Below are 24,542 nucleotides of genomic sequence, written 5' to 3'. Positions count from 1 at the left end.
ATATTTTGTGGTTACATCCTATCAGACCCGGCACATAAGGTGCAAGCAAGCAACGAATCTTGCCCGGAAATTCCGAAGTAACACTCAAGTAACATCTTGTTATCCAAGTATTAGGCAGTTTCGGTGTTACTTTGAAGAGACCTTGCACGGAATTGGAGGTCTGAATGGAGCAGAGCGAAACGGAATTGATGCTAAAGGGATACGGGCTGACGACGGCAGAGTTTTTCTATCACATGCCCGACTATATCCACGTCCTGAACACGTTTATCTGGCAGGAATACGATCTGGCCCCGGATCACCCGAAACTGTTTGAATTCATCGATTTTTGGCAGCGTGAGATCGAAGGTCCGCTGCACTCGGTCAAGTTCACCCATCGCAAGATGATCGCGCCTGGCGAATGGCGCAACATGGTGGGTGAGTTTCGCGTGAATTAACGGCTTATCCCGCACGCCAGGCGTATACGGAACAGCCGGTCGAGCCTGAGGCGGTAAAGCTGTTGCCATCTTCGGCCAGACGCCCGCGCCATTTGACGGTGATACCGGGGAAATAGTCCGTCCCGCTGATCTGACCCTCGTTCACGAATATCACCGTATTGGCGGTTTGACCCAGTGAGTCGGTCAGGCGCCCGGTATATTTATTGCCGCCCGCATGTGTGTAGCGCGTCGTGCCTGTCACTTTGACAACCAAAGCGCAGGTTGCCTTGAATTGCCACGTCCCGGCCATGGACAAGCCGGTATCGGCAGGTTTTGGGGCGGGTGCCGTGGCTTTGCAGATGGTGCCGGATTTGCCTTGCAACTCTTCCAACGCATGGCTGGTTCCCAGATCATCAGCACCCAGATTTGAGCCACTGGCCGACCGATACCGGGCAAAGGCCTGACGGGTCCGAGGGCCTGCAACTCCATCCGCGCCACCAGCACTGCATCCCAGCGCATTCAATGCGGCCTGTGTTGCGCGCATGACCTCTTGCGAGTCTGAAACCGTAGGCGCGGGCGGGGCAGAGGTGCGCTCAACATCCGCTGATGTATCGGCCGAGACCAACCCGTCGCGCAGTTGCAGGGCGACCTCGTAGGCATAAGTCTCGGACTGATCAGCATATTTCTCAAGGAAACTGTCCAGCGCAGTCACCGTTCCAAGCGAGCGCGCAAGCTCAAGATCGGCGCGCATGTCGTCGCTTGGGCGCGCCGATGGGCTTTGTGGCTGTGCGGTGCTTACGGCGGGGGTGAAATAGAATTCCCCAAGCAATTCATCGTAATAGGCCGGAATTTGGGTGTGCTGAACGCTGCTGGACAAGTCCCGCACTTCGCGCCGCAGGTCGGCCACCATGCTGCGCAATTCCAGACCCGGCTGCGATAGGCGTGGCAACAAGGCACGGGTGAAGACTGAATTCTCGGCTGGTTCATTATCGCTCAGCCGGTCCAGCGCCATCTGTCCGGCCCCGGCTGAAAAGATCACGAACATGCCTTCGGGTGCGTTGATGCGGCCCAGCCCACGCGTCCGTCCGACACTGCGCCCGGCGACGGTTTCAAACGGGTTGTCGCGGCAGGCGTCGATGATGGCGATCGAGGTGCGCGCACCGGTTGAGCGTACGCGGTCCAGCAGATCCGAAAGGGCGATGGATTCGGATTTCACGAAATCGGTCTCACCCGACAGGGGCGCGACGATATCTGTGGGCAGCAGGTAGTTTTCGCCGTCAATTTCCACCCCATGCCCGGCAAAGAACACAAACGCCGTATCGCCCGGATCCAGGCGAGAGGTGAATTCGGAGATCCTCTGGTTCATGCCGCGCCGGTCGAGGTTCAGCCCCTCGATGGTCTCAAAACCTGCACCCTGCAACTTGTCCGAGACAGCGCGGGCATCGGCCACAGCTTTCTGAAGGTCGGTGACAGATTGGTATTGGTCATTGCCGATAACCAAGGCCAACCTTTCTTGCGCGCAAAGCGGCGCGGCGCAAAGTGCAAAAGCAAAAACAAGAAATCTGAACATCACAACAGCCCAACAGCAAATGACCCTTTTCCTTCTATACAGAAAAAGGGCGCAAAGGCTCAGTGACTTACATTACTTTTTGTTTTTGTCGGATCAGCCCGAGCAACTGGCCCCGCCCAGAACGCAGAATTTGGCGCAATGGGGGTGGTTCAGATACACATCCGCCTCAGCCTCGGCCAGGGTTGTGCCCATTTCGAACTCGGGGGCGTAAGGCAGAAGGGTGCAGGCCAGCACAGCAGGGCGTTCGGCGCCTTTGCGTTTGACGACCATTCGCGCGCTGGCGCACATCACGGCGTCGGGGGATTTGTTCAGGATACCCCAGCAGGCGGTCGTGATTTCTGGGACTTCGACGGTTTCGTCCATTTCCGGGAACAGCACGGTCTGGCCGGGGTTCGTGGCGTCGATGTCAAAGCCGTGTTTTTCGAAAAACGCAGCGTATCCGGCGCGGCTATCCGCGTCGCTGTCGCCCCAGACGGTGCGCCCAGCAACAGCCATGTTGAAGCCGTTGTCGCGTAGCCACTCCATCCCCGTCACGGTCTTGGCGAAACTTCCCTTGCCGCGTTCCTCATCATGCAGTTCGGGGCGGTAGTGATCGACGGAGATGCGCAGGGTCAGCTTGTCGTTGTAATCGCGCTGCAAGTTCAGCAACCCTTCGCGCATTTTGCGGCGCATCATCGGCAGCATGGCGTTGGTCAGGATCAAAACCTCGTACCCGCGTTCCAGTGCGGCGCGAGTCATCTCGATCATCTCGGGGTTCATGAACGGCTCGCCGCCCGTGAAGCCGATTTCGCGGATGGGCCAGTTGCGCTGTTCGATCTGGTCCAGATAGTCGGTCACTTCAGCCGCAGCGATATAGACCAGCGCATCATTTGTGGGGCTGCTTTCGATGTAGCAGTTTACACATTCGATATTGCACAAGGTGCCGGTATTGAACCACAAGGTTTGCGGATTTGTCAGCGCAACCGAGGCGCGGGTCTGCCCGTCTGCCGTCACCAATCTGTCTTGAAACTTGCCGATATTGGCAAGCTGGGGGGCATTGTCTTTCATTCCCGCATCCGGTTCTTTGAAGTGGTTTGACTGACTTAGCTGTTTATTGTCCTGTTGGTAAGGGCTTGGGGCTGTTCTGACAGAGTTTTGATGAATGAGAAGAAATCTCAAAAAACCTCGATGTGATTGCGCTAACATTGGACATGCCGACAGGGGCAGGGTAAGGACGGGCCATGGTTTCTCGCGTCATACCTGTTGACCCATTTGATCTGGTCATTTTCGGCGGCACCGGCGATCTGGCGCAGCGCAAGATTCTGCCTGCTTTGTTTCGCAGGTTTTGCGCCGGGCAATGGCCCGGTGATGCCAGAATCATCGGCGCAGCCCGCAGCGACCTGACCCCGGATGGGTTTCGCGAAATGGTGGCCGGTTCGCTAAGGCTGAACGCGCCCAGACGGGCGGCAGATTCGGATGCATTGCGCGGATTTTTGCAGCGCGTCGATTATGTTGCGCTGGATGCGATGTCGGCGGACGGGTGGGGCGATCTGTCGACCAGACTGACGGATGATCGTGTTCGGGCCTTTTATTTCTCGGTCGGGCCGCGCCTGTTTGGTCCGTTAGCGGAACAGATCAGATCGCATGGCTTGGTCACGGCGCAGACCCGGATTGTGGTCGAAAAACCCTTTGGTCATGATCTGGAAAGCGCGCGAACGCTCAACGCCACGTTGGCGGCGCATTTTGACGAGGGGCAGATTTACCGGATCGATCACTATCTGGGTAAAGAGACGGTCCAGAACCTGATGGCCGTGCGCTTTGGCAACATGCTGTTCGAGCCGTTGTGGAACAGCCAGTATGTCGATCACATCCAGATCACCGTCGCGGAAACTGTCGGCGTGGATGGGCGCGAGGAGTATTATGAGCGCGCCGGTGCCATGCGGGATATGGTGCAGAACCACCTGATGCAGCTGCTCTGCCTGATCGCGATGGAGCCGCCAGCCAAGTTTGATCCCGACGCCGTGCGGGATGAAAAGCTGAAAGTGATCCGCGCGCTTGATCCGGTCGAACCGCATCACATCGTCCGGGGTCAGTTCGCGGCCGGTCCGGACGGGCCGGGCTATCGTGAGGTCGTGGGCCACCCACGCTCGACCACTGAAAGCTATGTGGCCCTGAAAGCTCATGTCAGCAACTGGCGGTGGGCGGGAACGCCGTTTTATCTGCGTACCGGCAAGCGGCTGGTCGCGCGGTCCTCGGTCATCAATGTGCAGTTCAAGGACGCGCCGCATTCGATCTTTGGTGAGGCTGCGGGGCGGCACGCGAATGCGCTGTCCATCCGGCTGCAGCCGAACGAAGGCATCACGCTGAAGGTGACGATCAAGGAACCGGGACCGGGTGGAATGCGTCTGATCGACGTGCCCTTGGACATGAGTTTCGCCGAAGCGCTGGGGCCCGAAAATCAGGATCCGCCCGATGCATACGAGCGATTGGTGATGGACGTGATCCGGGGCAATCAGACCCTGTTCATGCGCGGCGACGAGGTCGAGGCCGCATGGGCCTGGACCGACCCGATCATCGCCGGTTGGCAGGCGCGCGGCGATGTGCCCAAACCTTATGACAGCGGCAGCACAGGCCCCGGCGACGCCGAGCTGCTGATGAAACGAGACGGTCGCCTCTGGCAAGGAATAAAGCCATGAAAATTCAGGACTATGCCGACCGCGATATGCTGGCTATAGACGTCGCGAACGCCTTGGCCGGAGAGCTTGAGGCGGCGCTGCTGCACAATGAAACGGTTGCACTGGCAGTGCCCGGTGGCACCACGCCAGGTCCGGTGTTCGACGTGCTTTGTGCCGCCGATCTGGCATGGGATCGCGTGCGCGTCATGGCCACCGATGAGCGTTGCGTGCCCGCTGATAGCGACCGTTCGAACGAGCGTCTGATCCGCGAGCGGCTGCTGACCAACCGCGCCTCGGTCGCGCAGTACATCCCGCTTTATGTTCCGGGGGCCGAGCCAGAGGCTGCTCTGCCGGAAATCGAGTCCCTGATCGCGCCGGTTCTGCCGCTTTCGGTTTTGGTTCTGGGTATGGGCGAAGACATGCACACGGCCTCGCTGTTTCCGGGAATGGAGGGGCTGGCCGCTGCGCTGGACAGCCACGCGCCAACGCTTGCCGTGGCCCGGACCGAGGTTCAGCCGGAACCGCGCATCACGCTAACCGCGCCGGTTCTGGACGGGGCACTGTCCAAACACCTAATTATCTTTGGCGCGGCCAAACGCGATGCGCTGGAACGCGCCATGTCTTTGCCCCCCGAGGATGCGCCGATCGCCGCTGTTCTGAGTGGCATGACCGTACATTGGGCGGAGTGACTGTTATGAAACTGGATCACCTGAAATCGCTGGCAGGCAAGGCTGGGCGTATTCTGGATTTGTTCGACGCTGACCCGAACCGGGCGCAGGGCTTTTCCGCCTCAACCGGTGACATGGTGTTTGACTATTCAAAAACCCTGATCGACGCGGAGGTGCGCGCAGGGCTGATCCGCCTGTGTGACGAAGCCGACCTGGCCGCGCGGCGCGAGGCGATGTTCTCGGGTCAAAAGATCAATGAAACCGAAGGGCGCGCGGTGCTGCATACGGCGCTGCGCAATCTGGATGGGGGGGCGGTGCAGGTCGATGGGCAGGACGTCATGCCTGACGTGCTGGATACTCTGCACCGGATGCGGGTCTTTGCCGAAGAGGTGCGCGGTGGTGCGATCTCGGGCGTGGGGGGCAGTTTTACGGATGTGGTGAATATCGGCATCGGCGGCTCGGACCTTGGCCCGGTGATGGCGACCCATGCGCTGTCGCCGTATCACGACGGCCCGCGCGTTCACTATGTCTCGAACGTAGACGGGGCGCATATTGCGGATACGCTGCGACAGCTGGACCCGATGCGAACGCTGATCATCGTCGCCTCAAAGACCTTCACGACGATCGAGACCATGACCAACGCCCGCACCGCACGGGCGTGGATGAGCGACGGCGGCGGTGACCCGACCAAGCAATTCGCAGCGGTCTCCAGCGCGTTGGACAAGACACAGGAATTTGGCATCCCGGCAGAACGAGTCTTTGGCTTTGCCGATTGGGTCGGTGGGCGCTACTCGGTCTGGGGACCGGTAGGTCTGCCGGTGATGATCGCCGTGGGGTCGAACGCGTTTGATGCGTTTCTGCGGGGCGGGCAGGCGATGGACCTGCATTTCCGCTCGGCCGAATGGGGTGAGAATATGCCGGTTCTGCTGGCACTTGTCGGCATCTGGCACCGTCAGGTGTTGGGCTATGCCAGCCGCGCGGTTCTGCCCTATGACCAGCGTTTGCTGCGCCTTCCCGCCTATTTCCAACAGCTTGAGATGGAATCGAATGGCAAATCGGTAGCGATGGATGGATCGGACCTGACCGTTCCCTCTGGCCCGGTTGTCTGGGGCGAACCCGGCACAAACGGCCAGCACGCGTTTTACCAGCTGATCCATCAAGGCACCGACGTCATCCCCTGCGAGTTCATGGTTGCCGCCGAAGGGCACGAGCCGGAACTGGCCCATCATCACCGCCTGTTGCTGGCCAATTGTCTGGCCCAGTCCGAGGCGCTGATGCGTGGCCGGTCACTGGACGAGGCCCGCGCCCGGATGGCAGAAAAAGGCTTTGAAGGGGCCGAACAGGACCGCCAGGCCCGCCACCGCGTGTTCCCCGGAAACCGCCCCTCGACCACGCTGATCTATCCCAAGCTGACTCCGTTTGTGCTGGGCCAGATCATTGCCCTTTATGAACATCGCGTGTTTGTCGAAGGCGTGCTGCTGGGCAGCAATTCGTTCGATCAGTGGGGCGTGGAACTGGGCAAGGAACTCGCCACCTCGCTGGGGCCGATTGTGGACGGCGATGAAAGCGCGGCGGGTAAGGATGGATCGACCGCGGCATTGGTTGTATATGCTCTACGGCACCGCGATTAACGCCATTTAACGCAGCTTGCCCTGCGGGCGGGTTGCATTTTTTAATTGTCAGACAATTAAATGCTTGGCAGGGTTCCCCCTGAGGATAAGTCTGAATTGACGCGCGGGGCCACACCCCCAGGTGTCGAGGACAAGGCGATGGCCGCACATGGTCGCGCCGAGAATGGGGAGGATGTCCATGCTGGGACAGATGATGACGCAGCCTTTGCTGATCTCGTCGCTGATTGATCACGCCGAACGTTATCACGGGCAGACCGAAATCTACTCGGTCGAAACCGATGGCACCGTGACGCACACGAACTGGGCCGAGGTCGCCGGCAATGCGCGCAAACTGGCATCCGCGCTGACCAAGCTGGGATTAGAGCCTCAGGACAGGATCGGCACGTTGGCCTGGAACAACCGGCGACATCTTGAGATCTACTATGGCACTTCGGGCGCGGGATATGTGTGCCACACGGTCAATCCGCGTCTGTTCCCCGAGCAACTGTCCTATATCATAAACCACGCGCAGGACCGGGTTCTGTTTTTTGATGCCACCTTTATCCCTCTGGTCGCGGCTCTGAAATCCGCGCTGACCGAGGTCCGGCACTTTGTCCTGATGGGACCACGTAATGACGAGGCGCTGTCCCAGATCGATGGGGTGGAGTTCTATGATGAACTGATCGAGACCGGCGATGCGGATTTTGTCTGGCCCAGTTTCGATGAAAACATGGCGTCGAGCCTGTGTTACACCTCGGGCACGACGGGGAACCCCAAGGGTGTCTTGTATTCCCATCGTTCGACTTTGCTGCACAGTTTTGGGTCAAACACCCGCGATTGCATCGGGTTTTCGGCCCGCGATGTGGTGATGCCGGTTGTGCCGATGTTCCATGTGAATGCCTGGGGCTCGCCCTATGCCTGTGCGATGTCGGGGTCCAGAATGGCGTTGCCCGGCCCGGATTTGCATGGCGAGGCGCTGGTTAACCTCATCGACACCTACGGCGTGACGCTGGCTATGGGCGTTCCCACGATCTGGCAGGGATTGCTGGCCCATGCGGCGCAATCGGGCAGCCAGCTGACCAGTCTGCAACGCACCGTGATTGGCGGCGCGGCGTGCCCGCCATCGATGATCGACACGTTCCGCGACACCTATGGCGTTGACACGATTCACGCCTGGGGGATGAGCGAGATGAGCCCGCTGGGCACAACCAATACGCCGCTTGCCAAGCATCTGGACCTGCCCATCGAAGAACAGCGCAAAATACGCGAGAATCAGGGCCGTCCGCCGTTCGGGGTGGAACTGAAAATCGTTGATGACGATGGCAATGATCTGCCCCATGACGGCGAAACCCAAGGTGATCTGATGGTGCGCGGCCACTGGGTTCTGGACAGCTATTTCCAGATGCAGGATCAGGAGTTGTTGCAGGATGGCTGGTTCGCCACCGGCGATGTGGCGACCCTGGACCCGGACGGCTACATGACGATTCGGGACCGGTCCAAGGACATCATCAAATCCGGTGGCGAATGGATCAGTTCGGTGGAACTGGAAAACATCGCCGTTGCCCATCCAAAGCTCGCCACCGCTGCCGTTGTAGGTGTACCGCATCCGAAATGGGACGAACGCCCCTTGTTGGTGGCTGTGAAAGCCGAAGGGCAGGACCCAAGCGAACAGGAACTGCTGGCCTTCTTCGATGGAAAAATCGCCAAATGGCAAATCCCGGACAAGGTTGTTTTCGTTGATGCTTTGCCACTGAACGCAACCGGCAAAGTGCTGAAACGCAACCTGCGCGCGGATTACAAGGACGCCCTGGCGGGATGATCTTGCGCGTGTGAGGGTGAATGGCTCCGGCGGTAGGGATCGAACCTACGACCAATTGATTAACAGTCAACTGCTCTACCGCTGAGCTACGCCGGAACGGTCCGCGCCGTATAACAACCAGATTTCGCGTCGTCCAGAGGGTACAGGCAAGTTTTTTTGACAGGGCAACTCTGGCCGCAATTCATTGGTGATTGCGCCCAATAGAAGCATGATTTTGAGGGGGAAGATTTTGGCTCCGGCGGTAGGGATCGAACCTACGACCAATTGATTAACAGTCAACTGCTCTACCGCTGAGCTACGCCGGAACTGAGGGCGCGTATAACAACCCGGATTTTCCTCGTCCAGTGGGGAAGCGTGCGTTTCGTAAAATTTTTTCGGGCTCAATCCTGCCGGGCAAAAACGGCGTCTGCGGACAAGGCGCCGCTATGGGTTGCCTTGGATTTTCCAACCAGATCAACCAGATGGGCAAACACATTGCGTTCCGCTGCGGGCAGAAGGGATTTGGGAGTTTCTGTGTAAATACGCTCGGCCAAGTCTCGGGCCGTGCCGGGGCGGTCTTCCAGCGCCGACAGGATTTGCGCCTCGCGTCCAAGGCGGTGCTGAATCAGCCACTCCAACCGCCCGGACGGGTCGGTGATGGGCGCTCCGTGCCCGGCGTGGAAGACCGCCCATTCGCGTTCCTGAAGCCGGTAACAGGCGGTCATGAAATCGGTCAGGTCTCCGTCAGGTGGTGACACCAGCGAACTGGCCCAGCCCATCACGTGATCTGCGGTGAAACAGGTCTGGCCCCAGGCCAATGCGATGTGGTTGCCCAGATGTCCCGGCGTGTGGATCACCTCAAGCTGCCAATCCTCTCCCTCAATCACCTCTCCATCGGCGACTTCGATGTCCGGGCGAAACTGCGTATCGATGCCTTCACCGCCTCCGGCCAGACCGTTTTGGGCCAGTTGGGACATGACCGCGCTGCGCCCGGCCTCGGGCCCCCCAAAGGCGTAGATCTGCGCTCCGGTGCGTGCAGCCAGTGGTGCCGCCAGCGGTGAGTGATCCAGATGGCTGTGCGTCACAAAGATATGACTGATCTTCTGGCCCGGTTCCAAAGCCTCCAGAATCGCATTTAGATGCGCGTCCGACAAAGGGCCGGGATCAATGATTGCGATATCCCGCTGCCCCAGCAGATAGGTATTGGTGCCCCGATAGGTCATGGGCGAAGGGTTGGGGGCCAGAATGCGCCGCACCCCCGGTTGCAACTGCGTGGCAATCCCGGCGGGCGGGTTGAAATCGTCTCGGGCCTGCATTCTGTCCTCTTCCTCTTACCCGGGCAGCCCGCTAGGTTTAGCGCATGTCTTCGCAATGGCTCAAACCCTATCTGCCACACAGTCTTTACGCCCGGGCGGCGTTGATTCTGGTTGTGCCGGTGATCGTCCTGTTGCTGGTGGTCGGGAATGCGTTCCTGCAACGGCATCTTGAGGACGTGACCGCGCAAATGGTCCGTGCCGCCGCGCGCGAAGTTGATCTGATCACAAGCGCGATGAGTGATGTCGAGACACAGCAACAGGCCATCGCTGCCGTGCGTCCAGATCTGGTTGCGCTTGAAATCAGCGCGCGATTCCTTGGCATCAATGAAGAGCCGAATATCGGAACGCGGCGTTGGTATGATTTCATTGCGCCGCAGGTCGAGGCCAATCTGCACGCCCTTTTGCCGGATCTGGATGCCGTGGCGCTGCCCAACGGCCCGGACGCCCGGCTATATCTGGATACGCATCTGGGGACGCTCGAACTTGTGTTCGACCGCAGGCGGCTGGCCCCGACGGCACCGCACCAGTTGATCGTGACCATGCTGTTCTTTGCGATTGTCATGACGTCGATCTCATTTCTTTACATGCGCAACCAGTTGCGGCCGATTACGCGGCTGGCTGATGCAGCACAGGCGTTCGGACGCGGGCGCGTTGTACCTTACAACCCGGGCGGGGCGATTGAAGTACGTGCAGCCGGAAACGCTTTTCTGGACATGCGCGCCCGCATTGAACGCCAGATGGAGCAGCGGACGCTTATGCTGTCCGGCGTCAGCCACGACCTGCGGACCCCCTTGACCCGCCTGAAGCTTGGCTTGTCGATGCTGCCCGAGGATGAGGCCGCGCCGCTGCAGCAAGACGTCACCGAGATGCAGTCTTTGCTGGATGCTTTTCTGGATTTTTCCCGCGGCGCTGCCGAAGGTTCTCCGGAAGAGGTCGAGCCCAAGGCGCTTGTGCGCCAGATCGTCGAGGATGCCAAACGGGCCGGTTATCAGGCTGAACTGGTTGACGTTGACGGGCAGGGCACCGTCATGCTGCGCCCCATGGCCATTCGACGCGCGGTCGAAAACCTGATCGGGAACGCCGTCCGCTATGGCAATCGCGCTGACATAAGCCTGTCGGTCACGCCAAAAACCCTGCGCATCCGGGTCGAAGATGACGGCCCGGGCATCCCTTCGGAGATGCGGACCGAAGCGGTCAAGCCTTTCACCCGCCTTGATCCTGCGCGCAACCAGAACCAAGGCAGCGGCGTCGGCCTTGGCCTTGCCATCGTCGCCGACGTCGCCCGCGCGCATGGCGGAGTGCTAAGGTTGGGCAAAAGCGAGCGACTGGGCGGATTGTGCGCCGATATTATCATTGGGCGGTAGATGCGGCAGACATTTGGGCAACGCCGTGTCGGATCAATTCGAATGCGGAACGAGGAATCTAAGACCTGATTCCGTAAGAAAACCCGGTTTTCTGGTAGGCCCGGCAGGACTTGAACCCGCAACCAAAGCGTTATGAGCGCTCTGCTCTAACCAATTGAGCTACAGGCCCGCCTGAGGCTTTGAGTACCACGGTGAACGCCCGCGTCAAGCCTGACCGTTGCATAGATGCGCACAATCGACTAACCCGCCCGCAAAGCATTCGTAAGGGACCTACCATGACAGCGGGCAAGAACGGAATCACCTATGCCGATGCAGGCGTTGACATTGATGCAGGCAACGCTCTGGTCGACCGGATCAAGCCCGCCGCCAAGCGGACCAACCGCCCCGGCGTGATGAGCGGGCTGGGCGGGTTCGGAGCCCTGTTTGACCTCAAGGCGGCCGGGTATGAAGACCCCATACTGGTCGGGGCGACCGATGGTGTCGGCACCAAGCTGCGGATCGCGATCGATACCGGCGTCGTGGATGGCGTGGGCATTGATCTGGTGGCCATGTGTGTCAACGATCTGATCTGTCAGGGCGCTGAGCCCTTGTTCTTCCTCGATTATTTCGCCACCGGCAAGCTGGACACCGATACCGCTGCGCGGATCATCGAGGGCATTGCCGAAGGATGCGCCCAATCGGGCTGTGCCCTGATCGGTGGTGAGACGGCGGAGATGCCGGGTATGTACCCCGATGGCGATTTTGATCTGGCCGGCTTCTCGGTCGGCGCGATGGAGCGCGGGGCGGACCTGCCGGATGGGGTGCAGGCGGGCGATGTGCTGCTGGGGCTGGCCTCGAACGGGGTGCATTCCAACGGTTATTCTCTGGTGCGCAAGCTGGTTGAGATTTCGGGGTTGGGCTGGGACGCTGACTCGCCCTTTGGCGGCGGCTCGTTGGGTGAGGCGCTGCTGACGCCGACGCGGCTGTATGTAAAGCCCGCGCTGGCGGCGATCCGGGCAGGGGGCGTGCATGCGCTGGCGCATATCACCGGTGGTGGCCTGACCGAGAACCTGCCGCGTGTTCTGCCCGAAGGACTGGGTGCGCAGATCGATTTGGATGCGTGGGAGTTGCCGCCGGTCTTTGGCTGGATGGCTGAAACTGGCGGGATTGCCGAGGCCGAGATGCTGAAGACCTTCAACTGTGGTATCGGCATGATCGTTGTCTGTGACGCCGATCAGGCAGATGCGCTGTCGGCGCTGCTGACCGACGCAGGCGAGACTGTCTCGCGCATCGGCACGGTCACAGACACTGCGGGTGTGGCCTATTCAGGCAAGCTGCTGTGAGCCACAAGCGCGTCGCCATCCTGATTTCCGGGGGCGGGTCGAACATGGTGTCGCTGGTCGACAGCATGGCCGGCGATCACCCCGCGCGGCCCTGTCTGGTTCTGTCGAATGACGCGCAGGCAGGCGGTCTGGTCAAGGCCCGGGATCGCGGGATCGCGACCGCAGCCGTCGATCATCGCCCGTTCAAAGGCGACCGCGCCGCGTTTGAGGCTGAGCTGCTGAAACCGCTGGAAGAGGCACAGCCGGATATCGTCTGTCTGGCCGGGTTCATGCGGGTTCTGACCGGCGATTTCGTCTCGCGCTTTCAGGGCCGGATGCTGAACATCCACCCGTCTCTGTTGCCCAAGTACAAGGGCCTTCATACCCATGCACGGGCCATTGAGGCGGGTGACTCAGAACATGGCTGCACCGTGCACGAGGTGACGGCGGCGCTGGATGATGGTCCGATTTTGGGTCAGGCGCGGGTAAAGATTTCGCCCGAGGATACGCCCGAGGATCTGGCCGCAAAGGTTCTGGTGTGGGAGCATCAACTCTACCCGGCGGTGCTGCGCCGTTACGCAGAAGGCAACAGGTCCGTTCTTATGCTGCCCTGATCGCCCTTGGGTGATTTACACGCGCGTAAAAATCGTCTTATGGTCGCCTGTATCGCTCGGGACGCGGAAAAACGGGCAGTCACACAAAGAACAAGAGCAAGAATAGTACGGCGCATGAAAACCCTGACGACGACGCAAGAGCTGGCCGAATTCTGCTCGGCTGCTGCCGGATACCCCTATGTCACGGTAGACACCGAGTTTCTGCGCGAGCGGACCTATTATTCGAAACTGTGCCTGGTGCAGCTGGCCGTCCCGTCCGAGGATGAGGACAGCGCCGTTCTGGTCGACCCGCTGGCGGATGGCCTGTCGCTGGAGCCTCTGCTCGAGTTGTTCAAAAACGAAGATGTGGTCAAGGTGTTCCACGCGGCCCGGCAGGATCTTGAGATCTTCTGGGTCGAGGCCAATGTATTCCCGACCCCTCTGTTCGACACCCAGGTCGCCGCGATGGTCTGCGGTTTTGGTGAGCAGGTCGGCTATGAGACACTGGTGCGCAAGATTTGCAAGCAGGGCGTGGACAAGACATCCCGGTTCACCGACTGGTCCAAGCGCCCGTTGACGGATGCGCAAAAGACCTACGCCCTGGCCGATGTAACCCATCTGCGCCGGATTTACGAACATCTTGCGGCCGAGCTTCAAAAGACCAAGCGCAGCCATTGGGTATCCGAGGAATTGCGCACGCTGACGCAGCCGGGAACCTATGACATCCGACCCGAGGATGCGTGGAAACGGGTGAAAACCCGCACCAACTCGGCCAAGTTCCTCGCCGTCGTGCGGGAACTGGCACAATTCCGTGAAGCGTACGCGCAGGAAAACAACGTACCACGCAACCGGGTGTTCAAGGATGATGCGCTGATCGAGCTTGCCTCGACCAAACCCAAAAACCCGTCGGAACTGGGCGGATCGCGCCTGTTGCTGCGCGAGGCGCGTAAGGGTGCGATTGCCGATGGTATTCTGACTGCCGTGAAGCGTGGCGTGAACTGCCCGCCGGACCAGATGCCCAAGGTCGATACCTCGCGCGACAAGCTGAAGGTCAACCCGGCGCTGGCGGATTTGCTGCGCGTGCTGCTGAAATCGAAAACCGAAAGTTCGGGCGTGGCCGCCAAGCTGATCGCGACCAGTTCCGAACTGGATCAGATCGCAGCGGGCGAGCGCGAATTGCCTGCCATGTCAGGCTGGCGGTTCGAAGTGTTCGGCGAGGATGCTTTGAAGCTGTGCGAGGGCAAGATTGCACTGGCCGCCAAAGGTCAGGCCGTCAAGGTCGTTTCACTGTAAACGCCCTTAACGCCGCCGCGATTCCAGAGCGTTTTGCTGTCCGACCACCCGGACCACGCGGATGCCCTCTAGGTCTTGCTTGGTGACATTGATCGCGTCGGACACCATGCGCGTCCTCTCAGACCCTTGAGCGGTCTGATAGGTCGGGTAGTTCACGCGAAACACAAATTCCAAAACGCCGTTCTTCCGGTTTTCTTCTGATTCCACAGGTACAAGCCGCGCCTCATATGCGCCCTGACGGATTGCAGTACCCGAGGCGTATACGATTGCGCCTGACGGTATGGCATCGATCCGCAATTCATCGATCTTGGCGATAGGAACGCTGGTATCGACCTCTTCAGGGCGCGCAAACAGACCGCGACCGCCGCGTTGTTCGGGAATCAACGCATCGGCGTCATTTGCCGGAGCTGTCTCGACCGGGGCCGGGGTGCTGGAGCCAAACCAGTTCGACGGGTTCACGCGCGACTCGCGCCAACTGTTACAGGCGGTCAGGGTCAGTGCGACGACGACAAGGATGGACAATGATTTTTGCATGGACCCACGGTTCTTTGGCTGTATTTCAGTCAATGGGTTAGCGCAATTTCCGCCCCTTGAAAAGCCACGGCAGGGGCTGGACAGCCGTGCATCGCCGCCTTAGGTCACAATTGTGAATGCAACGGAAGGACCGCCGCACAATGGCAACGCCCGCCTTTGAAGACATCGTCGAGGATTTTGAGTTTCTGGAGGACTGGGAAGACCGGTACCGCCATGTGATCGAGCAGGGCAAGGCGATGGACCCGCTTGACGATGCGCTTAAGGTTCCGGCGACCAAGGTGGACGGTTGCGCCAGTCAGGTGTGGCTGCACCCGATGATCGAAAACGGCGTGTTCCGGTTTGACGGCGATAGCGACGCGTTGATCGTGCGCGGGCTGATTGCGGTTCTTCGGTCGCTGTATAACGGTTTGCCCGTGGCCGAGGTTCCCAAGGTGGACGCAGGCGGTGAACTGGCGCGGCTTGGGCTGAACGACCACCTGTCAGCGCAGCGTTCAAACGGTTTGCGTGCCATGATCGAACGTATCCGCGACGTCGCGCAAGAGAACGCCTGACTCTAACCCGGTCGCTTGGCCCAGTTTTTCAGGGTGACCTCAAGATCGCCGTATCCGGTGAGGCGGCGTTCAAATTCCAGACCCATCTTGTCGGCACAGGCGCGGGCGCGTTCGGTCAGGGCAGGGTCATCGGTCTGGGCCTGATATACGAGCTTTGTGTAATTGCCGAAATACATGTCCCGCAGTTCCGGGTGACGGTCCAACCCTAGCGGTTTCCATACAAAGGCATCGAACTGCCGGGCCAGAAAATCCGTCAGATAGAAAGCCGTCGTTTCATCATCGCCGTGGTCGGCGAAGGTTTGATTGCCTTCGAAAAACGAGTAGCAATGGGGGCCTTTGACCATCTCAACCCCCAGACGCTCGCAGGCTTGTTGCAGCAGTCCACCGGTGCCGCAATCGGCGTAGACCACAAAGATCTGGTCGTAATGATCGCGGTGTTTGGCCACGGCGTCCTCGACCGCCTGCGTGATCCGTTCCGGATGAATGTGCAGAATTGCCGGAAGACAGGTGAGCGCCATGTGATCCCAGCCATTGCGTTTTTTCAGATCCAGGATCTCGCGCGCCAAGGCTCCGCAGGCGATCAACAGGATGCTTCCGGACGCATCGGTGGAGTATCCCTGATTGGTCAGGCTTGTATCGTCGGGCAGGGTGTCGTTCGGCATGGCTGTGCTTTCTGCTGCGCTGTGTTCAGAAAAGGACGAATGACGGTTTTGGGCAAGCCTTGCACCGACATCCTGTGTCAGGTCGCCGACGCCTTGGTTCCTGACCGCTTCACTTGTGACAATCCAACAAAAAAGCCGCCCCCGGTGAGGGCGGCCTTTCAATCAGATATGTCTGACGGGTCAGCCTGCCAGTTGGTTGTGCTTGCGCGATACGAATTCTTTCGCTGTCTCCACCGCAACGGCGGCGTCCCGGCAATAGGCGTCGGCACCGATGGCCTTGCCGAATTCCTCGTTCAAAGGTGCGCCGCCGACCAGAACGATGTAGTCGTCGCGCACGCCTTGCTCGACCATCGTGTCAATCACCACCTTCATGTAAGGCATGGTGGTGGTAAGCAGGGCGGACATGCCCAGAATGTCGGGCTGTTCGTTTTCCAGCGCTTCCAGGTAGTTTTCGACCGGGTTGTTGATGCCCAGATCGACAACCTCGAAACCCGCGCCTTCCATCATCATCGAGACAAGGTTCTTGCCGATGTCGTGGATGTCGCCCTTCACGGTTCCGATCACCATCTTGCCTACGCGCGGGGCACCGGTTTGCGCCAGCAGAGGCTTGAGGATAGCCATGCCGCCTTTCATGGCGTTGGCGGCCAGCAGAACCTCGGGCACGAACAGGATACCGTCGCGGAAGTCATGGCCGACGATGGTCATGCCACCGACCAGCGCTTTGGTCAGAACGTCATAAGGCATCCATCCGCGTTCCAGCAGGATGTTCACACCTTCTTCGATTTCTTCCTTCAGGCCATCGTAAAGGTCGTCGAACATCTGTTCGACAAGTTCGTCGTCGTTCAGTTCGGACAGGATGATGTCTTCTTCATCAGACATGGGGCGATTCCCTGAGCTGTTTGGACCACAGGTCCATGGTGGCATTTGTTCCGTTTTGGCTAAAACGTCGCAGTTTGACTGTGACGATTACGACCTCAGTGGTTTCGGGACCGACCTATAGGATAGAAATTCGCAATCTGCGACTGAATTCTTCGCAAGATCATTCTGCATATGGTTCAGGTCGTTAGGCGAAATCCCTTGGATTCTGTTTTTTGGCCGGAAAGCCGCGTGGCACTTGCCGTAGCGGCGGTCTTTGGTTACTTTGCCAATAGGAACAAAGAGCGAACAAGTGGCCGATCATTTCACAATCCGGGGGCGGGGAACCGCATCAAACGACGCTGGTCGGTTTGAACGCTATGCCACTGTCGCAACCGATGATGGCTGGTCGGCGGACGAAGACCTGCCACCCCTGCGTACCGAGGTTCGGGATGAGGTCGCGCGGAGTGTGATCACCTATAACCGCTCTCCGGATTTGCCCTTTGATCGATCGATTAACCCATATCGCGGGTGCGAACATGGTTGCGTGTACTGTTTTGCCAGACCCAGCCACGCTTATTTGGGTCTGTCCGCAGGGCTGGACTTTGAAACGCGTTTGGTTGCCCGTCCGAACGCGGCGGATGTTCTGCGCAAAGAACTGTCGTCGCGGTCCTACCGCGTGGCGACTATCGCTTTGGGGACCAACACAGACCCCTACCAGCCCATAGAGAAAACCCGTTTGATAACAAGGGAATGCTTGCAGGTTTTGCAGGATTTCAACCACCCGGTTGCCATTGTCACCAAAGGCGCACTGATCGAGCGGGATCTGGATATTCTGGCCCCAATGGCCGAGTTGGGACTGGCGCGGGTCGGTATATCGCTGACGACGCTGGATGGGGATTTGTCGCGTCGGATGGAACCTCGGGCCCCGTCACCAAACCGACGGTTGCAGATGATCCGCAGATTGACGCAAGCCGGGGTGCCGGTGCGCGTGATGACATCTCCGCTGGTTCCGGGGCTGACCGATCACGAATTGGAACAGTTGCTGGAGGCAGGCCGGGACGCCGGTGCAGACACCGCAAGTTGGATCATGCTGCGCTTGCCCAGAGAGGTCTCGAGACTATGGCAAGAATGGCTGGCCCAGCATGAACCCGCGCGCGCGGGTAAGGTGATGTCCCGCCTGCGCGACATGCACGGAGGTCGGGATTACGATCCCCGTTGGGGTCACAGAATGCGGGGCGAGGGGGAGTATGCGCAGGTCATTGCGCAGCGTTTTACGAAAACCTGCAAGCGCCTTGGGCTGGCAATCAAATCCGACGCTCTGCGCTGCGATCTGTTCTCGACCCCGCCGCAGGCCGGGGACCAGCTGAGCCTGTTTTGAGATGGACCGGGCATAGTCATTTCTGGGCCAAAAGGCTGCTGGCGCCATCTTATCAGGCCTCTTGTGGACCAATTGGCTGGGTCGCTGGTTCACTTGCGGCAAGGATCAAAGCCCTGACCGAAACCCGCAAACAGAGGCATTGGTCAAGAAAAAGAGCATTGGCGACGCTAGAAGAATTCGAAGCGGCGGCACGACGAGGTTTACCGTTGCCGGCCGGATCCACATTTGACCGCTCAAAAAAAACCCCGCAAATCGCGGGGTCTTTCTTGTGTCATGCCGCCTTAGCGGTTTTCGATATCCACGTAGTCGCGGTTGGTCTCGCCCAGATACAACTGACGCGGACGGCCGATCTTGTTCTGTGGATCGGCAATCATCTCTTTCCACTGGCTGACCCAGCCAACGGTGCGTGACAGGGCAAAAATAGGGGTGAACATCGAGGTGGGGAAGCCCATCGCCTCGAGGATGATGCCCGAATAGAAGTCCACGTTCGGGAACAGTTTCTTCTCGGCGAAATACGGATCTTCCAGCGCCTCACGCTCAAGTTCCTTGGCGACCTGCAGCTTCGGATTGTCTTCGATGCCCAGTAGATCCAGCACTTCGTCAGCCGACTGCTTCATCACCTTGGCGCGCGGGTCGAAGTTCTTGTAGACGCGGTGGCCAAAGCCCATCAGGCGGAACGGGTCGTTCTTGTCCTTGGCGCGGGCGATGTATTCAGGGATACGGTCAACGGTGCCGATCTCTTCCAGCATCTCTAGACAGGCTTGGTTCGCACCGCCATGGGCCGGACCCCACAGGCAGGCGATGCCGGCGGCGATACAGGCAAACGGGTTTGCACCGGACGACGACGCCAGACGCACGGTCGAGGTCGAGGCGTTCTGTTCGTGATCCGCGTGCAGGGTAAAGATGCGGTCCATTGCACGGCTGAGGATCGGGTTCACCTCATACTCTTCGGCTGGAACGCTGAAGCACATGCGCAGGAAGTTCGACGCATAGTCCAGATCATTGCGCGGATAAACGAAAGGCTGACCGGTGTGGTACTTGAAGGCCCAGGCCGCGATGGTGGGCATCTTGGCGATCAGACGGTGCGAGGCGACCTCGCGCTGATGCGGGTCCGAGATGTCGGTCGAATCGTGATAGAAGGCCGACATCGCGCCAACCACGCCCACCATGATCGCCATCGGGTGCGCGTCCCGGCGGAAGCCGCGATAGAAATACTGCATCTGCTCGTGCAGCATGGTGTGACGGGTGATCGTGGTCTCGAAGGTTTCAAGATCCTTGGCGCTCGGCAACTCTCCGTACAGCAGCAGATAGCACACTTCCAGGAAGTGGGATTTCTCGGCCAGTTGATCGATCGGATAGCCCCGGTGCAGCAGCTCGCCCTTTTCGCCATCGATATAGGTGATGGTGCTGTCGCAGCTTGCGGTCGAGGTAAAGCCGGGGTCATAGGTGAACACACCCGCCTGACCGTACAGTTTGCGGATATCGACAACGTCAGGCCCAGCGGTCGGCGAGTGAACCGGCAACTCATACTCTTTTCCATGCACGGTCAGAGTGGCTGTTTTGTTGCTATCAGTCATGGTTGTCCCTTCTTCATTCGTGCGCAGGCCAGATCGTTGCCGAAACCTGCGGGCAATGACCGCGCGCAAGCGCGCAGTCCGGGTGTTAGCGGAGCAGCGTTACCCGTTTATGAAGCTTGGGTTTATTTCGCTGCCTCAGAAAGCCGCGCCAGGGTTTCATCGCGTCCCAGCACAAGCATCATGTCAAAAACCGAAGGTGTGACGGCCCGACCAGCCAATACAGCCCTAAGCGGGCCTGCCAGCTTGCCGAACTTGACCTCCCTTGCTTCGGCAAAGGAATTCAACGTCTCTTCCAGCTCGTTCCGGGACCAGCTAGCATTTTGCAACTGCGGCGTCAATTCATTCAGTATACCATCGGATACTGATGCCAACGCTTTTGCGGCTTTCTCATCCGGGGCAATCGGACGCTCGGTCAGTACAAAATGCGCTTTTTCAAGCAGTTCCGGGAAAGTGCGCGCGCGATCCTTGAGGCAATACATCGCACGTTCCAGATCACCCGATTGTGTCTGTGTGAGAGCGGGCAGCTCTGCTGCCGCGAGGTAATCTTCAATTTCTTGCCGCAGCGCAGCATCATCCGAGATTGCGATGTGCTGACCGCACAGGTTTTCCAGCTTTTTCAAGTCGAAACGCGCCGGGCTTTTGCCGATTCCATCCAGATCGAACCACTCTTTCGCCTGTGCGTCGGTGAAGAATTCATCGTCACCGTGGCTCCAACCCAGACGTGCCAGATAGTTGCGCATACCGGCGGCGGGATAGCCCATCGCCTGATATTCCTGCGCGCCCAAAGCGCCGTGGCGTTTGGACAGTTTCTTGCCGTCAGGCCCGTGAATCAGCGGAATGTGCGCCCAGACTGGAACGTCCCAGCCCATCGCCTCGTAGATCATCATCTGGCGGGCGGCGTTGTTCAGGTGATCGTCGCCGCGGATCACATGGGTGACGCCCATATCGTGGTCATCAACCACAACCGCCAGCATATAAACCGGTGTCCCGTCCGAGCGCAGAAGGATCATATCGTCTAGCTGATCGTTGCGGATGGTCACATCGCCCTGAACCTGATCCCGGATCACGGTCGCGCCGTCCTGCGGCGCCTTGATGCGGATCACAAAAGGCGCATCGGGGTGGGTTTCAGGGGGCGCATCGCGCCAGGGGCTGCGGAACAGGGTCGATTTCCCCTCGGCCCGTGCCTGTTCGCGGAATGCGGCGATTTCATCCTGAGACGAGAAACACTTATAAGCCTTGCCCTCAGCCAATAGCTGATGCGCAACCTCGGCGTGTCGTGCGGCCCCTTCGAACTGAGAAATCACGTCGCCGTCGTGATCCAGCCCAAGCCACTCCATGCCTTGTAGAATCGCCGCGGTGGCCTCGGGGGTCGACCGCTCGCGGTCCGTGTCTTCGATTCGCAGCAGGAACTTGCCGCCGCGCCCGCGCGCATAAAGCCAGTTGAACAGCGCTGTGCGTGCACCGCCGATGTGCAGAAAACCGGTGGGTGAGGGTGCAAAACGGGTGACGACCTGATCGGACATTATTTTGATTAACCTTTTGGTAACCGCGACGGGCATAGTGTGGCGCTTGTCTAACGAGCCCGAAGGACGGGGGCAACCATGCGTGTTCTTGCACGGGCCCAGGCGGCGCTGCTGAACCAGACGGGGTTCCTGTTTCCATGGTCTCCGGTATGTCTGGCGCTTGGGATTGGCCTCTATTTCGGATTGCGGTTCGAACCGGGCTGGCCGATCTATCTGGGCTTTGCGACCACCGGTTTGGTGCTGATCGGCCTGTGCCGCTTTTTACCGGCCGGATGGGGATCGTTGGCAATCGGGGGGGCGCTGGTTGCTGTCGGCTTTCTGCTGGCAGGTGCCCGCGCCCATATGGTGGCGGAACCGGTTTTGTCATGGCGGTATTACGGCCCCATCGAGGGGAGGGTCGTCGCCATGGACCGGTCTGCCTCGGATGCGCTGCGACTGACGCTGGATCAGGTGCGGGTAGGGGACGTGCCGCATGATCGGCGACCGCAGCGCATCCGTCTTTCCGTACATTCTCAGATCGATCCCATTGCGCCGGGGCAGCGGATCATGACCACCGCCCATTTGTCGCCGCCGCAAGGCCCGGTCGAGCCCGGCGGTTTCGATTTCCGCCGCCACGCCTGGTTTCAACGCCTTGGCGCGGTTGGATACACCCGCGTTCCGGTCATGACCATTGCCCCGCCGCAGGACGCGATGGACGGGGTTCGGATTACCGCGATCCGCATGAAGATTTCCGAGCGGGTGCGTGAGATCTTGCCGGGTGAGGTTGGCGGCTTTGCCGCCGCCGTCACCACCGGAGACCGCAGCAGTATGGGGCAAGCGGCGCTTGGGGCGTTACGGGCCTCGAATCTCGCGCATCTACTTGCGATCTCGGGCTTGCATATGGGGCTGTTGACCGGGTTTGTCTTTGTGGCCTGCCGGATCGGGCTGTCCGCGATCCCGGCCTTGGCCCTGCGCGTTCCGGTTCGCAAACTGGCTGCGGGATGTGCGCTGGTCGCTGCGGTGATCTACCTGATGCTCTCGGGCGGTAACGTGGCGACCGAACGTGCCTTTGTCATGGTCACCGTCATGTTGGGGGCGGTTCTGATCGACCGCCGTGCCATCTCGTTGCGGGCGGTGGCCGTGGCGGCGTTGATCGTGCTGGCCTTGCGCCCCGAAACCCTGCTGAGCCCCGGTTTTCAGATGTCATTTGCGGCAACCACGGCCCTTGTGGCCGTCTTTGGCGCATTGCGCGACTTCGGCCCGATGCCCGGCCCCAAATGGGTGCAGCCGATAGCCGGCGTTCTCATGTCATCTGCAATCGCCGGTCTTGCCACTGCGCCAATCGGCGCGGCACATTTCAACACCATGTCGCATTATGGCCTGCTGGCGAACCTTCTGTCGGTTCCGGTGATGGGGTCGGTTGTGGTGCCCTTTGCCGTGGTTGCGGCCTTGTTGGCCCCGTTTGGGTTGGAGGCGATTGCCATTCAGATCATGGGCATTGGCCTGCGATGGATCTTGATGATCGCGGACTGGGTCTCGGGCCTTGAGGGCGCGCAAGGTTACGTTGTCAGCCCGCCCTGGTTCGTGCTGCCGGTGATGGCCCTGGGCGCGCTTTGGATTGCCCTGTGGCAGGGCCGGGCGCGGTGGATCGGCCTTGCCCCCGTCGCCCTTGCCTTTCTGTTCTGGACGTCTGGCCATCGCCCCGAGGTGCTGATCGCCGAGTCCGGAGGGTTGGTGGGCGTCATCACTGAACAGGGCAGGGCGCTGAGCAAAGAAAAAGGCAGCGGTTTTGTTGCGACTGTTTGGTTAGAGAATGACGGGGACGGGCAGGATCAGGGGCACGCTGCCGGTCGTTGGCCGGGGCAGTCCGGCCTTATCCAGCGGATTGCCTTGCAGGACAAAGAGGTCATCCATGTCACCGGCAAAAGGGCCGCGCAGGAATTCACGGAGTGCCATGAGAATCAGATCGTTGTTTCAGCAATAAATCTGGACATGGACGGAGATTGCAGCGTTTTTGACCCCGAGCGGCTGTATGAGACCGGAAGCCTCTCCATCACTGATGGAAAGCTGGTCACCAGCGCGGATCTGACCGGGCATCGCCTGTGGTCCCCGAAACCCTCCGGGGACAGGCGTTAAAGGTGGGATCAGTAGGTGCGGATCAACCCGACCAGACGACCCTGAACCTTGATTTTGTCTTCGGGCAGCACCCGCGTTTCATAAGCCGGGTTCGCGGCCTCAAGCGCGATGGCCTGACCACGGCGGAAGAAACGCTTCAAGGTGGCCTCCTGATCCTCGACCAGTGCAACAACGATGTCGCCGTTGTCAGCGGTCGATGTCTCGCGGATCACGACGACGTCGCCATCATTGATCCCGGCATCGATCATCGAGTCGCCCTTTACCTCAAGCGCGTAATGCGAACCCTGACCCGAGACCATGGGGCCGGGTACCGCCACACGATGCGAGACGTGGCTGATCGCCTCAATCGGCACACCAGCGGCGATCCGGCCCATAACGGGCAGTTCCATAGCGTCCACCGCAACAGGTTCAAAGTTTGCCGGGCGTTGGCCTTCAGGCTTGTCACCATCGATCACGCGCGGGCTGAACCCCGCCGTGGGTTGTCCGCCAAGGCTTTCGGGCAATTTCACAATCTCGATCGCGCGGGCACGGTGGGCCAGACGGCGGATAAATCCACGCTCTTCCAATGCCGTGATCAACCGATGAATGCCGGATTTCGAACGCAGGTCCAGCGCGGCCTTCATTTCGTCAAAGCTGGGCGGAACACCGTCCGCCTGCACGCGTTTGTGGATGAATTCCAGCAAATCCAATTGCTTCTTGGTCAGCATCGCTCACACCTCGTCGCTCATGCGTTTTCTTTTGTTCTACGCATGTTCACGTTTTGT

At 59.7% G+C, this 24,542-nt stretch carries 21 protein-coding genes and 3 tRNA genes; 12 read left to right on the top strand and 12 right to left on the bottom strand.

What is annotated here, in order from left to right:
* The first annotated feature begins 164 nt into the window (after window positions 1–164).
* Window positions 165–434, top strand: a complete 270-nt coding sequence (locus tag ACR0KX_RS08240) for an usg protein (RefSeq protein WP_170450317.1) — start codon at window positions 165–167, stop codon at window positions 432–434.
* 4 nt (window positions 435–438) lie between these two features.
* On the opposite strand, the gene ACR0KX_RS08235 is transcribed toward ACR0KX_RS08240, so the two are convergent.
* Both ACR0KX_RS08235 and ACR0KX_RS08230 read right to left on the bottom strand, forming a co-directional pair.
* Window positions 439–1,920, bottom strand: coding sequence for a caspase family protein (locus ACR0KX_RS08235; RefSeq protein ID WP_480708241.1), 1,482 nt, complete (start codon window positions 1,918–1,920; stop codon window positions 439–441).
* Window positions 1,921–2,076: 156 nt separating this feature from the next.
* A complete protein-coding gene (locus ACR0KX_RS08230) occupies window positions 2,077–3,030 on the bottom strand; it encodes a radical SAM family protein (protein ID WP_170450321.1) in 954 nt (317 codons plus the stop codon).
* Window positions 3,031–3,203: 173 nt separating this feature from the next.
* Here ACR0KX_RS08230 and zwf point away from each other — a divergent pair, with 173 nt between their 5' ends.
* The 4 genes from zwf to ACR0KX_RS08210 all read left to right on the top strand — a co-directional run bounded on the left by zwf (window position 3,204) and on the right by ACR0KX_RS08210 (window position 8,734).
* Window positions 3,204–4,658 (top strand): glucose-6-phosphate dehydrogenase, encoded by a 1,455-nt coding sequence (gene zwf, locus ACR0KX_RS08225; RefSeq protein ID WP_170450323.1) that lies wholly within the window; start codon window positions 3,204–3,206, stop codon window positions 4,656–4,658.
* A complete protein-coding gene (gene pgl, locus ACR0KX_RS08220) occupies window positions 4,655–5,326 on the top strand; it encodes a 6-phosphogluconolactonase (protein WP_170450325.1) in 672 nt (223 codons plus the stop codon). The genes zwf and pgl overlap by 4 nt, the downstream gene beginning before the upstream one ends.
* 5 nt (window positions 5,327–5,331) lie before the next feature.
* Window positions 5,332–6,936, top strand: coding sequence for a glucose-6-phosphate isomerase (gene pgi, locus ACR0KX_RS08215; RefSeq protein ID WP_170621865.1), 1,605 nt, complete (start codon window positions 5,332–5,334; stop codon window positions 6,934–6,936).
* A 178-nt stretch (window positions 6,937–7,114) separates the two neighbouring features.
* Complete coding sequence (locus ACR0KX_RS08210) at window positions 7,115–8,734, top strand: long-chain-fatty-acid--CoA ligase (protein WP_170450329.1); 1,620 nt, start codon at window positions 7,115–7,117, stop codon at window positions 8,732–8,734.
* A gap of 21 nt (window positions 8,735–8,755) precedes the next feature.
* Here the strand turns inward: ACR0KX_RS08210 and ACR0KX_RS08205 are convergent.
* From ACR0KX_RS08205 to ACR0KX_RS08195, 3 genes are all read right to left on the bottom strand, one after another.
* Window positions 8,756–8,830, bottom strand: a tRNA-Asn gene (locus ACR0KX_RS08205).
* A gap of 134 nt (window positions 8,831–8,964) precedes the next feature.
* Window positions 8,965–9,039: transfer RNA gene (locus ACR0KX_RS08200), tRNA-Asn, on the bottom strand.
* A gap of 75 nt (window positions 9,040–9,114) precedes the next feature.
* Entirely contained in the window at window positions 9,115–10,029 is a 915-nt protein-coding gene (locus tag ACR0KX_RS08195; protein ID WP_170621864.1) for an MBL fold metallo-hydrolase, read from the bottom strand.
* A 44-nt stretch (window positions 10,030–10,073) separates the two neighbouring features.
* Between ACR0KX_RS08195 and ACR0KX_RS08190 the strand changes: the two genes are divergently transcribed.
* The gene (locus ACR0KX_RS08190; RefSeq protein WP_170621863.1) at window positions 10,074–11,393 is read left to right on the top strand and encodes an ATP-binding protein; all 1,320 of its coding nucleotides are present in this window, start codon (window positions 10,074–10,076) and stop codon (window positions 11,391–11,393) included.
* A 92-nt stretch (window positions 11,394–11,485) separates the two neighbouring features.
* Here ACR0KX_RS08190 and ACR0KX_RS08185 read toward each other — a convergent pair.
* Window positions 11,486–11,562: transfer RNA gene (locus ACR0KX_RS08185), tRNA-Ile, on the bottom strand.
* Between the two features lie 106 nt (window positions 11,563–11,668).
* On the opposite strand from ACR0KX_RS08185, the gene purM reads away from it, so the two are divergent.
* From purM to rnd, 3 genes are all read left to right on the top strand, one after another.
* Entirely contained in the window at window positions 11,669–12,715 is a 1,047-nt protein-coding gene (gene purM, locus ACR0KX_RS08180) for a phosphoribosylformylglycinamidine cyclo-ligase (RefSeq protein WP_170450335.1), read from the top strand.
* Window positions 12,712–13,308, top strand: coding sequence for a phosphoribosylglycinamide formyltransferase (gene purN, locus ACR0KX_RS08175; RefSeq protein WP_170450337.1), 597 nt, complete (start codon window positions 12,712–12,714; stop codon window positions 13,306–13,308). Before purM ends, purN begins: the two co-directional genes overlap by 4 nt.
* A gap of 114 nt (window positions 13,309–13,422) precedes the next feature.
* A complete protein-coding gene (rnd, locus tag ACR0KX_RS08170) occupies window positions 13,423–14,580 on the top strand; it encodes a ribonuclease D (RefSeq protein WP_170450339.1) in 1,158 nt (385 codons plus the stop codon).
* A 6-nt stretch (window positions 14,581–14,586) separates the two neighbouring features.
* Here the strand turns inward: rnd and ACR0KX_RS08165 are convergent, their stop codons facing one another.
* Window positions 14,587–15,114: a hypothetical protein gene (locus ACR0KX_RS08165; RefSeq protein WP_170450341.1), complete on the bottom strand. Its 528-nt coding sequence runs from the start codon at window positions 15,112–15,114 to the stop codon at window positions 14,587–14,589.
* A gap of 140 nt (window positions 15,115–15,254) precedes the next feature.
* On the opposite strand from ACR0KX_RS08165, the gene ACR0KX_RS08160 reads away from it, so the two are divergent.
* Complete coding sequence (locus tag ACR0KX_RS08160; protein ID WP_170450343.1) at window positions 15,255–15,665, top strand: SufE family protein; 411 nt, start codon at window positions 15,255–15,257, stop codon at window positions 15,663–15,665.
* Window positions 15,666–15,667: 2 nt separating this feature from the next.
* On the opposite strand, the gene ACR0KX_RS08155 is transcribed toward ACR0KX_RS08160, so the two are convergent.
* Window positions 15,668–16,327: a DUF1638 domain-containing protein gene (locus tag ACR0KX_RS08155; RefSeq protein ID WP_170450346.1), complete on the bottom strand. Its 660-nt coding sequence runs from the start codon at window positions 16,325–16,327 to the stop codon at window positions 15,668–15,670.
* A gap of 180 nt (window positions 16,328–16,507) precedes the next feature.
* Window positions 16,508–17,206: a cobalamin B12-binding domain-containing protein gene (locus ACR0KX_RS08150; protein WP_170450348.1), complete on the bottom strand. Its 699-nt coding sequence runs from the start codon at window positions 17,204–17,206 to the stop codon at window positions 16,508–16,510.
* A 289-nt stretch (window positions 17,207–17,495) separates the two neighbouring features.
* On the opposite strand from ACR0KX_RS08150, the gene ACR0KX_RS08145 reads away from it, so the two are divergent.
* The gene (locus ACR0KX_RS08145; protein WP_170621862.1) at window positions 17,496–18,563 is read left to right on the top strand and encodes a PA0069 family radical SAM protein; all 1,068 of its coding nucleotides are present in this window, start codon (window positions 17,496–17,498) and stop codon (window positions 18,561–18,563) included.
* A 281-nt stretch (window positions 18,564–18,844) separates the two neighbouring features.
* Here ACR0KX_RS08145 and gltA read toward each other — a convergent pair whose 3' ends face one another.
* Both gltA and gltX read right to left on the bottom strand, forming a co-directional pair.
* Complete coding sequence (gene gltA, locus ACR0KX_RS08140; protein ID WP_170450352.1) at window positions 18,845–20,140, bottom strand: citrate synthase; 1,296 nt, start codon at window positions 20,138–20,140, stop codon at window positions 18,845–18,847.
* 122 nt (window positions 20,141–20,262) lie between these two features.
* Entirely contained in the window at window positions 20,263–21,663 is a 1,401-nt protein-coding gene (gene gltX / locus ACR0KX_RS08135; RefSeq protein WP_170450354.1) for a glutamate--tRNA ligase, read from the bottom strand.
* A 78-nt stretch (window positions 21,664–21,741) separates the two neighbouring features.
* Here gltX and ACR0KX_RS08130 point away from each other — a divergent pair, with 78 nt between their 5' ends.
* Window positions 21,742–23,778 (top strand): ComEC/Rec2 family competence protein, encoded by a 2,037-nt coding sequence (locus tag ACR0KX_RS08130; RefSeq protein WP_170621861.1) that lies wholly within the window; start codon window positions 21,742–21,744, stop codon window positions 23,776–23,778.
* A gap of 8 nt (window positions 23,779–23,786) precedes the next feature.
* Here ACR0KX_RS08130 and lexA read toward each other — a convergent pair whose 3' ends face one another.
* A complete protein-coding gene (lexA, locus tag ACR0KX_RS08125; protein WP_170450359.1) occupies window positions 23,787–24,485 on the bottom strand; it encodes a transcriptional repressor LexA in 699 nt (232 codons plus the stop codon).
* Window positions 24,486–24,542 lie beyond the last annotated feature (57 nt).

It is taken from the genome of Ruegeria sp. BG5, from assembly GCF_056538425.1.
The sequence above is the reverse complement of the archived record's forward strand: the minus strand, read 5'-3'. Positions and strand labels throughout refer to the sequence as shown.